At 64.0% G+C, this 12,939-nt stretch carries 12 protein-coding genes; 7 read left to right on the forward strand and 5 right to left on the reverse strand.

The genetic code is table 11. The features are described from left to right. Position 1 precedes the first annotated feature (1 nt). The 3 genes from IFT98_RS16580 to IFT98_RS16590 all read right to left on the reverse strand — a co-directional run bounded on the left by IFT98_RS16580 (position 2) and on the right by IFT98_RS16590 (position 2,959). On the reverse strand, positions 2-841 hold the full coding sequence (locus IFT98_RS16580) for an ATPase (protein ID WP_192050717.1): 840 nt from the start codon (positions 839-841) through the stop codon (positions 2-4). An 89-nt stretch (positions 842-930) separates the two neighbouring features. Next, positions 931-1,929 (reverse strand): NAD-dependent epimerase/dehydratase family protein, encoded by a 999-nt coding sequence (locus tag IFT98_RS16585; RefSeq protein WP_192050715.1) that lies wholly within the window; start codon positions 1,927-1,929, stop codon positions 931-933. Between the two features lie 139 nt (positions 1,930-2,068). Further along, positions 2,069-2,959: a LysR family transcriptional regulator ArgP gene (locus IFT98_RS16590; RefSeq protein ID WP_192050713.1), complete on the reverse strand. Its 891-nt coding sequence runs from the start codon at positions 2,957-2,959 to the stop codon at positions 2,069-2,071. 89 nt (positions 2,960-3,048) lie between these two features. Between IFT98_RS16590 and IFT98_RS16595 the strand changes: the two genes are divergently transcribed. From IFT98_RS16595 to IFT98_RS16625, 7 genes are all read left to right on the forward strand, one after another. Next, positions 3,049-3,648, forward strand: coding sequence for a LysE/ArgO family amino acid transporter (locus IFT98_RS16595; RefSeq protein WP_122797155.1), 600 nt, complete (start codon positions 3,049-3,051; stop codon positions 3,646-3,648). 186 nt (positions 3,649-3,834) lie between these two features. Further along, a complete protein-coding gene (locus IFT98_RS16600; RefSeq protein WP_122713391.1) occupies positions 3,835-4,431 on the forward strand; it encodes a superoxide dismutase in 597 nt (198 codons plus the stop codon). 256 nt (positions 4,432-4,687) lie between these two features. Beyond that, positions 4,688-6,757 carry a putative bifunctional diguanylate cyclase/phosphodiesterase gene (locus IFT98_RS16605; RefSeq protein ID WP_122797154.1) on the forward strand — a complete coding sequence of 690 codons (2,070 nt, stop codon included), beginning with the start codon at positions 4,688-4,690 and terminating at the stop codon, positions 6,755-6,757. A 129-nt stretch (positions 6,758-6,886) separates the two neighbouring features. Further along, positions 6,887-8,239 carry an imelysin family protein gene (locus IFT98_RS16610; protein ID WP_122800484.1) on the forward strand — a complete coding sequence of 451 codons (1,353 nt, stop codon included), beginning with the start codon at positions 6,887-6,889 and terminating at the stop codon, positions 8,237-8,239. A gap of 96 nt (positions 8,240-8,335) precedes the next feature. Next, positions 8,336-9,763, forward strand: a complete 1,428-nt coding sequence (locus IFT98_RS16615; protein WP_192050712.1) for a di-heme oxidoreductase family protein — start codon at positions 8,336-8,338, stop codon at positions 9,761-9,763. A 25-nt stretch (positions 9,764-9,788) separates the two neighbouring features. Further along, on the forward strand, positions 9,789-10,853 hold the full coding sequence (locus IFT98_RS16620) for an imelysin family protein (RefSeq protein WP_122713395.1): 1,065 nt from the start codon (positions 9,789-9,791) through the stop codon (positions 10,851-10,853). 2 nt (positions 10,854-10,855) lie between these two features. Further along, positions 10,856-11,953 (forward strand): DUF1513 domain-containing protein, encoded by a 1,098-nt coding sequence (locus IFT98_RS16625; protein ID WP_192050710.1) that lies wholly within the window; start codon positions 10,856-10,858, stop codon positions 11,951-11,953. 37 nt (positions 11,954-11,990) lie between these two features. Here the strand turns inward: IFT98_RS16625 and IFT98_RS16630 are convergent, their stop codons facing one another. Both IFT98_RS16630 and IFT98_RS16635 read right to left on the reverse strand, forming a co-directional pair. Then, on the reverse strand, positions 11,991-12,218 hold the full coding sequence (locus tag IFT98_RS16630) for a hypothetical protein (RefSeq protein ID WP_122713397.1): 228 nt from the start codon (positions 12,216-12,218) through the stop codon (positions 11,991-11,993). Beyond that, the gene (locus IFT98_RS16635) at positions 12,218-12,934 is read right to left on the reverse strand and encodes a lipopolysaccharide kinase InaA family protein (RefSeq protein ID WP_192050708.1); all 717 of its coding nucleotides are present in this window, start codon (positions 12,932-12,934) and stop codon (positions 12,218-12,220) included. Before IFT98_RS16635 ends, IFT98_RS16630 begins: the two co-directional genes overlap by 1 nt. Between the last annotated feature and the right edge of the window lie 5 nt (positions 12,935-12,939).

Below are 12,939 nucleotides of genomic sequence, written 5' to 3' on the forward strand. Positions count from 1 at the left end.
TTCAGCGACGCAGCTGGCTGATCTGCTGCTGCAGGTTCTGCACCTGATTCTGCAGCGTGTTCAGGCTGCGCGTGGCCTGCCCGCGAAAGGCATCGAACTCGCTGACGCTCGGCCCGCTGGTGGCCGCCGGGCGATTGTCCTGCTCGCTCTTGAGCACGATGAGGTCCTGCTCCAGGCGCTCGAGCTGCGCGCCTGGATTGCTCTTCTTCAATGCGGCCAGCTCGCCGTCCACGCTGTCCAGACGTGCCTGCAACTTGCCGGTGTCCGGCTGCGCCTGCTTCAACGTCACAAGCTCGGCCGCCAAGGCCTTCAACTGCGCCTGCAACTGCTCGTTGAGCGTCTGTTGCGCGGCCACCTGGGACGCCGCCTGTTCCAGACGAGTCTGCAAAGTGCTCTGCTGGCCGGCCACACCACTCTGTTGCTGAGTCTGCTGCGCCAGCTGGTCCTGCAACTGCTTGATTTCGGCCCGCATCGCTTCGCTACCCGATACGGCAGTGGACTGGGTATTGGCCACTTTGCCGCTGATGTCCTGCAGACGCCCCGCCGCTTCTTCGCTGATGCGCGCAAAACTCTCCTGAGTTGCGACCAATTGCTGCTCCATCAGGTTGATCTGCTGGAAACTCCACCAGCCCAGGCCGCCCAGGGCGATGAACAACGCACCGATCAGTGCCCACAGCGCACCCGTGCTGGGCGCCTTGACGCGCACCACCGGCGTGTTGCGCGAGTACAGTGCCTCGCGATCGCGCCCGCCGCCCACAGGGGCAAACTCGTGGTCGTCGCGGGTATCGCCGCGCAAGCTGGGCAGATTGTCGTCGAAGTCGTCGGGAGCATCTTTGCGCATGTGAGAAACCTTTGTGTCACGGGTAATGGCCAGGACCGCGAGTATACCCTTGCAACGACGGGTACTGGCCCACCACCCAGGCGATTGGCTCAACCGCCGGGCGTGACCTGGGCACGCCACCAGCCACAGAATTCATCCAGCGATGCCCACAAGGACGTGCGTGGGTCGTAGCCCAGATAATGCCGGGCACGATTGATATCCAGGGTGAAGTGCTCGTGCAAGGCCTGCACTTCCAGGCGCGACAAACGTGGTCGGGGTTGGCCGGGCCAGAGCAGGCAGGCCGCTTCGCAGGCCGCCGCGGTGCCGTGGGCCAGGCCGAAGTCACGGTAGCGACGCACCTGGGGCAACTCCAGCTGGCGCATCACGTAGTTGATCACGTCCCATAACGGAATCGGCACGCCATTGCTGATGTTGTAGACCTGATTGAGTGCGGTATCGCCCGCCGTCAGAGCGCCCAGCAGTGCCTGATTGAGGTTCTGCACGCTGGTGAAATCGACCTTGTTCAAGCCGTCGCCGATGATCCGCAGGCGATTCTTGCGCTGCATCTCGATCAACCGCGCGAACTGCTGCCCGTCACCCGCACCGGTCACCCGGTGTGCTCGCAGCACGATGGTTTCCAGGCCGAACTCGGCAGCGCCGAGCACCTTGCGCTCGGCCAGCCACTTGCTCCGCGCCGCATGCCCGCGCAGACGTCCCGGCACCTGCTCTTCCTTGACTGCCAGGTGGCTGCGACCGTCGAAACAGACCGCTGCCGAAGACAGGTACACCAGACGCTGCACGTGCTCCTTGAGACAGGCCTCGACGACGTTCTCGGTGACCTCGACATTGGCCTGCTGGAACAACTGAGCGCGACCCCAGGTACCTGCGGCACCGGCGCAATGGACCACGGCGTCGACGCCGATGCACAGGCGCTTGGCCAGGTCGGGGTCGAGCAGGTCACCTTGCATGAACTGTGCGCCGCGTCGTACCAGATGTTCCACCCCTTCGGCCCGGCGACCGTTGATGCGCACTTCAAGCCCCTGCTCCAACGCCAGGCGCGTGAAGCGTCCGCCGATGAAGCCGCTTGCGCCGGTAACCAGAATCTTCATGAATTGCTCCGCTGTGCATCGTTCAATGTGTTACCGCCGCACGACCTCGGGAGGGTCCTGCAGCGTTCTTCGAGGTCACTCGCTGCCCGGCACCCTGGCTGTGGGCGACCGGGCCGCTAGCGGTAGACGCACGCAGGGCTCACAGCGGCACCAACCAGCTTCCCGCGCCCTCGCGCAGATGCCGGGTGAGGCGCTCGAGCAGTTGCCCGCCGTTGCGCCAGTGATGCCAGTACAACGGTACGTCCACCGGATGGCCGGTGACGATCTCGATCAGGCTGCCATCGGCTAGCGCGTCCTCGACCTGCAGCTCGGGAACCATGCCCCAGCCCATCCCGGCCTTGGCCAACCGATTGAACCCTTCCGACGACGGGCACAGGTGATGGAGAAAGCCTTCCGCCAGCCCCAGCGACGCCAGAAAACGATGTTGCAGGTAATCGTCCGGGCCGAACACCAGCGCGGGGGTGCGGGGCAGATGAGCCGGCTCGAAGCCGTTGGGAAAATGCCGGGCCATGAAGCCGGGGCTGGCCAGCGCACGATAGCGCATGGCCCCCAGCAACAGACTGCGCGCCCCGGCCAGGGGCCTCTCGCTGGCACACAGGCAGGCGGCCACTTCACCGGCGCGCATGCGCTTGAGCCCAACGTCCTGATCCTCTACCACGTGGTCCAGCAGCAATTGCTCGCGAATGCAGAAATCCGCGACCGCACCAGCCCACCAAGTGCCCAGGCTGTCGGCGTTCAAGGCAATGCGCAGGCGCTCGGGCATGCCCTGTTCATCCAGCGCCGGCACCTGACCCTGCAGGTCACGTTCGAGCAAGCGCACCTGCTGCACGTGGTTGAGCAGGCGCCGGCCGATGTCGGTGGGTGCCGGCGGCGTGGCGCGAATCAGCACGGGCTGACCCACCCGCGCTTCGAGCAGCTTGATCCGCTGCGACACCGCCGACTGCGACAAGCCCAGCACCTGCGCGGCACGCTCGAAGCCCGCTTGCTCCACGACGGCGGCCAGCGCGGCGAGCAACTTGTAATCGAACATCAGATTTCCTAATGAGTGATCAGCACTATTGCTTTTTCTTATAGCGCACCGTCACTCACAATGGCCAGTATCCAATGGGAGATACAGCGATGTGGCAGAGTTATTTGAACGGTTTGCTGGTCGCGTTCGGCCTGATCATGGCGATCGGCACGCAGAACGCTTTCGTTCTGGCGCAGAGCCTGCGCCGTGAGCATCACCTGCCCGTAGCGCTGCTGTGCGTGGTGTGCGATGCGTTGCTGGTGGCTGCGGGTGTGTTCGGCCTGGCCACGGTCCTGGCACACAATCCGACCTTGCTGGCGGTGGCGCGCTGGGGCGGCGCGTTGTTTCTGCTCTGGTACGGCGTCAAGGCCCTGCGCCGTGCCTGCTCGCGGCAGAGCCTGGAACAGGCCGGCACCGCCGGGTTACGCTCGCGCAAGGCGGTGCTGCTCAGCGCGCTGGCGGTGACCCTGCTCAACCCCCATGTGTATCTGGACACGGTTCTGTTGATCGGCTCGCTCGGCGCTCAGCAAAGCGTGCCTGCTGCCTATGTCGCCGGCGCCACCAGCGCATCGCTGCTGTGGTTCTTCGGCCTGGCCCTGGCGGCGGCGTGGCTGGCACCCTGGTTGGCGCGGCCCAACACCTGGCGCCTGCTCGATCTGATGGTGGCGGTCATGATGTTCGCCGTGGCGGCACAGCTGGTGTTTGCCTGAAACCGTCAGTCTGGCCGCGCAAAGGCTCTGGAACCTCTATTCCACACAGTTGTTGCGTGGTTAAGCCACTATGCCGATGCTATGATCCGGCACTGCGTCGCAAAGAGTAAAAACTCGCCGACGTTTCTCAGGCCGCCCGTGATCGGCCTTGCGCAAACCGCAACAGACCTGATTAGGAGAATCACCATGGCTTTCGAATTGCCGCCGCTGCCCTACGCCCACGATGCCCTGCAGCCGCACATCTCCAAGGAAACCCTGGAGTATCACCACGACAAGCACCACAACACCTATGTCGTGAACCTGAACAACCTGGTGCCCGGCACCGAGTTCGAAGGCAAGACCCTCGAAGAGATCGTCAAGTCGTCTTCCGGTGGCATCTTCAACAACGCCGCCCAGGTCTGGAACCACACTTTCTACTGGAACTGCCTGGCGCCCAACGCCGGCGGCCAGCCTACCGGTGCATTGGCCGAAGCGATCAACACCGCATTCGGCTCGTTCGACACCTTCAAGGAAGAATTCACCAAGACGTCGGTCGGCACCTTCGGTTCCGGCTGGGGCTGGCTGGTGAAGAAGGCTGATGGCTCTCTGGCCCTGGCCAGCACCATCGGCGCCGGCAACCCGCTGACCAATGGCGATACTCCGCTGCTGACCTGCGATGTCTGGGAACACGCCTACTACATCGACTACCGCAACGTCCGTCCCAAGTACGTCGAGGCGTTCTGGAACCTGGTGAACTGGGACTTCGTTGCCCAGCAGTACGAAGGCAAGGCATTCACGGCCTGAGCCACAGCGTGCTTGAAAAGCCCGGCCTTCGCGCCGGGCTTTTTTGTGCCCGCCGCAAACGCCGAAGGCCCGCCTCGTTTACCTTGTTGCTACATTGCCGCTCAAGAATGCGTTCAGGTCGGCCGATACACTAACGCGTCCCCCGGTATTCAAGACCATCGGTATGGCTCGTGTACATTTGTGGCTTTACGGCTCACGGTAAGTTGCCAATACTCATGGCATCTTGATGCCAAGCGTTCGAAACAAGGAATTGCCATTGAAGCTGGAAGTCAGGAACAGCTTGTCCGTCAAGTTGCTTCGCGTGGTACTGATGTCGGCACTGGTCGTGGGCATGGTGCTCAGCTGTGCGCAGATCGTCTTCGATGGCTACAAGACCCGCCAGGCCATCTCCGCCGATGCCGAGCGGATCCTGGCCATGTTCCGCGATCCGTCGACCCAGGCGGTCTACAGCCTGGACCGGGAAATGGGCATGCAGGTCATCGAAGGGTTGTTCCAGGACGATGCCGTCCGCCAGGCTTCCATTGGCCATCCCGACGAGCCGATGCTCGCCGAACGTTCGCGCCCGCTGCAGAACCTGACCAGCCGCTGGCTGACCGATCGCATCCTGGGCCAGGAGCGCAGCTTCAGTACCCGGCTGATCGGCCGCGGGCCCTACAGCGAATACTACGGCGACCTGCACATCACCCTGGACACCGCCACCTATGGCGAGGATTTCATCGTCAGCTCGGTGATCATCTTCATCTCCGGCACCTTGCGCGCGCTCGCCCTGGGCTTGTTGCTGTACCTGATCTATCACTGGCTGCTGACCAAGCCGTTGTCGCGGATCATCAAACACCTCCTGCAAATCAATCCCGACCGCCCCGGCGAGTACCAATTGCCGTTGCCGCGCGGCCATGAACACAACGAGCTGGGCCTGTGGGTGAACACTGCCAACCAGCTCCTGGCCTCCATCGAGCGCAATACCCAACTGCGCCACGAAGCCGAAGACAGCATGCTGCACATGGCCCAGCATGATTTCCTGACCGGTCTGGCCAACCGTGTGCAATTGCAGCAGCAACTGGACAAGGTCCTGCTCGACGCCCACCGACTGCAGCGGCGGGTGGCGGTGCTGTGCGTCGGCCTCGACGACTTCAAGGGCATCAACGAACAGTTTGGCTACCAGACCGGTGACCAGTTGCTGCGCGCCCTGGCCGATCGCCTGCGGGCCCACAGTGGCAGGTTCGGCACCCTGGCACGCCTGGGCGGCGATCAGTTCGCGCTGGTCCAGGCCGACATCGAACAACCCTACGAGGCGGCGGAACTGGCCCAGCGCATCCTCGACGACCTCGATGCCGCCTTCCCGCTCGACCCGCACTCCATTCGCCTGCGCGCCACCATCGGCATCACCTTGTTTCCCGAAGACGGCGACAGCACCGAAAACCTGCTGCAGAAAGCCGAGCAGACCATGACCCTGGCCAAGGTCCGCTCGCGCAATCGCTACCAGTTCTACATCGCCAGCGTCGACACCGAGATGCGCCGGCGTCGCGAGCTGGAGAAAGACCTGCGCGAGGCACTGGTACGCAATCAGCTGCATCTGGTGTACCAGCCGCAGATCAGCTACCGCGACCACCGGATCGTCGGCGTCGAGGCGCTGCTGAGGTGGCAGCATCCCGAACACGGCCTGGTGCCGCCCGATCAGTTCATCCCGCTGGCCGAGCAGAACCGCAGCATCATCGCCATCGGCGAGTGGGTGCTCAACGAGGCCTGCAGCCAACTGCGCGAATGGCACGACCAGGGCTTCAGCGGCCTGCGCATGGCGGTCAATCTGTCGACGGTACAGCTGCACCACAACGAATTGCCGCGGGTCGTGAGCAACATCCTGCAAATGTACCGTCTGCCGCCCCGCAGCCTCGAACTGGAAGTGACCGAAACCGGCCTGATGGAGGACATCAGCACCGCAGCGCAGCACCTGCTGAGTCTGCGACGCTCGGGTGCGCTGATCGCCATCGACGACTTCGGCACGGGCTATTCTTCGCTCAGTTACCTGAAGTCGCTGCCACTGGACAAGATCAAGATCGACAAGAGCTTCGTGCAGGACGTGCTCAACGACGAGGACGACGCGACCATCGTTCGGGCGATCATCCAGTTGGGCAAGAGCCTGAACATGCAGGTGATTGCCGAAGGTGTGGAAACCCTGGAGCAGGAAGCGTACATCGTTGCCCAGGGCTGTCACGAAGGCCAGGGCTACCTTTACAGCAAGCCGCTGGCCGCTCGCGAACTGACGGCCTTGCTCAAGCAATCCGAGCGCAGCCGTACCAGCCTGGCGCGGACACCGTCGCAAACCTAGCGGCAGACATGCCAGCCTGAAGCTTTTTTCACATTAACCCTTTACAGAAAATGCAAATCTTTCGCATTATGGCGCAGTTTTGCGCGCCGTTGGCGCGCCCGCTCGCCACTCTTGACGCAGGATTTCGCCATGATTCGTACGCCCCTGGCCACCGCCAGTCTGCTGGCCATCGCCATCGCTCTTGCCGGCTGCGACAGCAAGGACAAGCAAACCACCACCGCTGCCCAGACCCCAGCCCCGGCTGCATCCGCCCCGGCGGCCCCAGCTGCGGTGCCCACGGCCTCCGGGACATTGGACGAAGCGGCCGCCAAGGCCGTGGTTGCCCATTACGCCGACATCGTGCACGCCACCTTCGAAGACGCGCTGAGCACTGCCCAGACGCTGCAGAAAGCCGTGGACGCCTTCCTCGCCGCCCCCAGCGACGCCACGCTGAAGGCCGCACGCGATGCCTGGGTAGCCTCGCGCCCTGCCTACCTGCAGACCGAAACCTTTCGCTTCGGCAACACCCTGATCGACGATTGGGAAGGCCAGGTCAACGCCTGGCCGCTGGACGAAGGCCTGATCGACTACACCGACAAGAGCTACGAACACGCCCTGGGCAACCCGGGCGCTACTGCCAACATCATCGCCAACAAGGAAATCCAGGTCGGTGAAGACAAGGTCGACGTCAGCGAAATCACTCCCGAGAAGCTCGCCAGCCTGAACGAACTGGGCGGCTCGGAAGCCAACGTCGCCACCGGCTACCACGCCATCGAATTCCTGCTCTGGGGCCAGGATCTCAACGGTACCGGCCCTGGCGCCGGCAACCGCCCTGCCTCCGACTACCTGGACGGCGCGGGCGCCACCGGCGGCCACAACGATCGCCGGCGCGCCTACCTCAAGGCCGTCACCGACCTGCTGGTCAGCGACCTCGAAGAGATGCTCGCCAACTGGAAGCCCAACGTGGCCGACAACTACCGCGCCACGCTGGTCGGTGAACCGGTCGACAGCGGCCTGCGCAAAATGCTTTTCGGCATGGGCAGCCTGTCGCTCGGCGAACTGGCTGGCGAACGCATGAAGGTCGCGCTCGAAGCCAACTCGCCGGAAGACGAGCACGACTGCTTCAGCGACAACACGCACAATTCCGCGTTCTACAATGCCAAGGGCATCCGCAATGTGTACCTGGGCGAGTACACCCGTACCGACGGCACCAAGCTGACCGGCGCCAGCCTGTCCTCACTGGTGGCCAAGGCCGATCCGGCTGCCGATACCGCGCTCAAGGCCGATCTGGCCGACACCGAAGCGAAGATGCAGGCCATCGTCGACCGCGCCAACAAGGGCGAGCACTTCGACCAGCTGATCAGTGCCGACAACGCCGCCGGCCAGCAGGTGGTGCGCGATGCCATCGCCGCCCTGGTCAAGCAGACCGGCGCAATCGAACAGGCCGCCGGCAAACTGGGCATCACCGATCTGAACCCGGATACCGCCGATCACGAGTTCTGATTCAACCGGGGCTGCACTGGATAAGGCTACGCCGACGCCAGTTGCAGCCCCGCGCGTCGGCCGAACATCCGCTTCCTTCAGCACAGCTTTTCACCCATGCGCCCATCCCTGCTCCGTATCGTCTTCCTGCTCCTGGCCTGCGGCCTGGTCGGGTGCGACGACGCCCCGCGTTTCACCCAGGCAGAACCGGGCGAAGCACAGAGCGCAGGCCAGGCCACCGTGCGCAAATTCGATGTCAACGCCTACTCCATGCCCTCGGCCAATCTGTCGCCGGTCCGGCGCCTGGACTTCAGCGTGGGCAACAGTTTCTTCCGCAGCCCCTGGGTCATCGCACCGTCCACCACCACGGCGCGTGACGGCCTGGGGCCGCTGTTCAACACCAACGCCTGCCAGAACTGCCACATCAAGGATGGCCGTGGTCATCCGCCCGAAGACAACGCACTCAGCGCCGTCTCCATGCTGGTTCGGCTGTCGCTGCCCGACAGCCCGCACTATCTGCGCGAGATCGAACGCCTGGGCGTGGTGCCCGAGCCAGTCTATGGCACGCAATTGCAGGACATGGCGATCCCCGGCCATGTGCCCGAAGGCAAGGTGAGGGTCACCTATCAAAGCGTGCCGGTGCGCTTCCAGGACGGTACCCAGGTCGAACTGCGCCAGCCGCAGTTGCAGATCAGCCAGCTGGGCTACGGTGCGCTGCATCCTGACACGCGCTTCTCTGCGCGGGTTGCACCACCGATGATCGGCCTGGGCCTGCTCGAAGCCATCAGCGAAGCGGACATCCTGGCCAATGCCCGCAACCAGGCCGCTACCGCCGGGCCGATCAAGGGTCGGCCCAACCAGGTATGGGACGACGCCCAGGGCCGCAGCGTACCTGGCCGATTCGGCTGGAAAGCCGGACAGCCCAACCTGAATCAGCAGAATGTCCACGCCTTTTCCAGCGACATGGGGCTGACCACCTCGCTGCGTCCTTTCGATGACTGTACGGCGGCACAAACCGAATGTCGTCAAGCGGTCAACGGCAATGGCCCGGGCGGTGAACCCGAAGTCAGTGATAACATTCTGCGCCTGGTGCTGTTCTACACCCGCAACCTGGGTGTGCCTGCGCGCCGCGACGTCGACTCGCCGCAGGTACTGGCCGGCAAGAATCTGTTCTATCAGGCCGGCTGCCAGGGTTGCCATGTGGCGCAATACACCACGGCCAGCGACGCGGCGGAGCCCGAGCTGCGCAGCCAGACGATTCGCCCCTACACCGACCTGCTGCTGCACGACATGGGCCCCGGCCTGGCCGACGGGCGCAGCGAGTTCAAGGCCGGCGCACAGGACTGGCGCACGCCGCCGCTGTGGGGCATCGGCCTGAGCGAAACGGTTAGCGGGCATAGCCAGTTTCTCCACGATGGTCGCGCGCGCAACCTGCTCGAAGCCGTGCTGTGGCATGGCGGAGAAGCCGAAGCGGCCAAGCGACAGGTATTGCAATTCGACGCCCAGCAGCGCGCTGCCCTGCTGGCGTTCTTGAACTCTCTCTAGATGAACACACGTTTCAGGAGCCTACATGTTCCGTCCCAAGCTGCTCTTCACCGGCCTCGCCGCCCTGGCACTGGGTGCCTGCTCGCCGCAAGACCGGCAAGCCGTTACCAGTGCGGCCATCGCCAAGCAGGTCATCCTGCCGACGTATAGCCGCTGGGTCGAGGCTGATCGGCAACTGGCTGCCAGCGCCCTGGCGTTCTGCCAGGGCACGCAGCCACTGGATGCGGCACGCGCCGACTTCCTCAAGGCACAAAGAGCCTGGGCCGAGCTGCAACCGTTGCTGATCGGCCCGCTGGCCGAGGGCAACAAAGCCTGGTCGGTGCAGTTCTGGCCGGACAAGAAGAACCTGGTTGGCCGTCAGGTCGAGCAGTTGGCCAACGCCGAGCAACCCATCGACGCACAGGGTCTGGCCAAGGCCAGTGTGGTCGTGCAGGGGCTGTCGGCCTACGAGTACATCCTGTTCGACAGCAAGCCGGAAATCGCCGACGCCGCGCAAAAAGCGCGTTACTGCCCACTGCTCAGCGCCATTGGCGAACGCCAGAAAGCGCTGGCCGAAGAAATACTCGCCAGCTGGAACAGCGCCGACGGCATGCTTGCGCAGATGACCAAGTTTCCCAACCAGCGCTATGCCGACTCCCACGAAGCCATCGCCGACGTGCTGCGTGCTCAGGTAACCGCACTCGACACCCTGAAGAAAAAACTCGGCGCGCCCATGGGCCGCCTCAGCAAGGGTATTGCCCAGCCCTACCAGGCCGAGGCCTGGCGCAGCGCGCAGTCGATGCACAGTGTGCGGGCGAGCCTGGCGGCCGCGCAGACCGTCTGGGTCGGCGTCGACGGCAAGGGTCTGCGCGGCCTGTTGCCCAGCGAGCAGAAACCGCTGGCCGACAAGATCGACGCCGCCTACGCCGCGTCCATGAAATTGCTCGACGGCAACACCCGCAACCTCGGCGAACTGCTCGGCGACGATGCCGGCAAACAGTTCCTCAACACCCTCTACGACAGCCTCAACGTGGTCCACCGTCTGCACGAAGGCGAACTGGCCCGCGCCCTGAACATCCAGCTGGGCTTCAATGCCAACGACGGTGACTGACGATGATTGCACGCTCGGCGCAGAAGCTGACCCACGTACTGCTCAAGGCGCTGACCCTGGGCAACTGGACGCTGGCTCGGCATCCGCAGCGCGAACCGCTGCTGTTGTCTGCCCGCGATGATGCCGACGGCGGCCATTACGCCGTGGGTTATCGGCTGGATGGCCGCGAGGTGTTCGCCACGCAGGTAGGCCAACGCTGCCATGACATCGTCGCGCACCCAACGCTGCCCGTGGCGCTGTTCGTGGCTCGCCGTCCCGGCACCGAAAGCTACCTGATCGATCTACGCGACGGCGTGTTGCTGCAGACCTTGGTATCCCAGACCGACCGGCACTTCTACGGCCACGCAGTGGTGCACAAGGACGGTGAGTGGCTGTACGCCACCGAGAACGACACCACCGATCCAGGCCGTGGCGTGCTGGGGGTCTACCGCTTCGTCGACGGCCGCCTGGTGCACAGTGGCGAACTGTCCACCCATGGCATCGGCCCTCACCAGGTTTCGTGGATGCCGGACGGAGAAACCCTGGTAGTGGCCAACGGCGGTATTCGTACCGAGGCCGAAAGCCGGATCGAGATGAATCTGGATGCCATGCAGCCGAGCCTGGTGATGATGCAGCGCGATGGCACCTTGCTGAGCAAGGAGTGCCTGGAGCAGCCGATGAACAGCGTGCGGCACCTGGCCATTGGCAGCGACGATACCGTCTTCGCCTGCCAGCAGTTCATGGGGCCCGCCCATGAAAGCGCGCCACTGTTGGCGGTCAAGCGTCCGGGCCAGCCCTTCGAAGCCTTTCCCGTATCAATGACGCAATTGCAGTCCATGGGGCATTACACGGCCAGCGTTGCCGTGCACAGCGAACTGAGGCTGGTGGCGCTGACTGCGCCAAGGGCCAACCGTTTCTTCATCTGGGACATGGACAGCGGCGCCGTCAGACATGACGGCACCTTGCCCGATTGCGCGGGCGTGGGGGCAGTGGACGACGGTTTCGTGGTGACCTCGGGGCAGGGCCGTTGCCGCCATTACGACTGCCGCGCTGCGCAGCTGGTAGGCACACCCCTGCAATTGCCGTCGGGGCTTTGGGACAACCACCTGTACCTGGCTTGAGCCAGTGCGAGGTGAGCCAGTGGACTGGCTCTAAAATTCAGCCTTGGGTGCGCACGCCTTGGCTCAGGCCCAGCATGAACAGGATGAAATCCTTGTCCGGGGTCACTGCGATGTGCGCTTTCTGCGACCGCGGCAACGGGCAATTGCCCTCGCCGTGGGCCGTGCTGACAATGGCCGAGCGAGGTTGTTCCCACGCCGCCGCCGCCGCAGTGGCCACCCCCAGGGCTGCCACCAGAAACAAACCTCGTGCCATTTCTAGTTTCATCACGCTAAACCTTTGATGGAGCTGCCGAATGCCGCCTCATAAAGGTAGATCAACTTCTGCCAGTCCGACGCACTGAACGACGAATGGCGACGCAACTGCTTCATGTCGTGAGACGCGGCTTGCTGGGCGGTCATTCGCTGACGGCACTTCTCCAGATCCAGCAGCGCCACTTCGCCGCGTGCAGCGCTGCCCTCGCCTGTCACGCGCACGAACACATGCTTGATATAGATGCAGCTGTGCTGCCAGCGCCCGCGGTGCATGCGCGCCAGATTGGTCGCCAGGCTCTGCAGAATCTGCTCGTGGACCGCTTCGCCATGGCGTTCACGGCCCCCGCCCTGCAGCCAGTGCTCGTACTCCTCGAAACCATCCAGGGAACGGGTCACCAGCAGTGCGCGCCACTGATTGTTCTCGTCGCGCTGGGTGCCGCAGAAAATCATCTTCGGCACATTCACGTCGAGCTGGTAGAGCGCGGTCAACGCATCACGTTCACGCAGCACCGTGGGACGACCGAGCGGGTGCAGCCAGCTGCGGTAGATATGCCCGACCTGACGCTTGACGTAGATCATCTGCCCGTCAGCCGCGAACAGGCGTTGCACGCCGCTTTCGCCGCCACGCCGGACGTTCGGCTCTTCCACCCAGGCACCCTGCTGCCGCCAGTAGTGATCGAAGCCGGCATCCCCACTCGCCGCACCTGCCGTCATGCCCTCAACCGCCATCCTGC

Source organism: Pseudomonas sp. CFBP 8770, from assembly GCF_014841705.1.
GTDB lineage: Bacteria > Pseudomonadota > Gammaproteobacteria > Pseudomonadales > Pseudomonadaceae > Aquipseudomonas.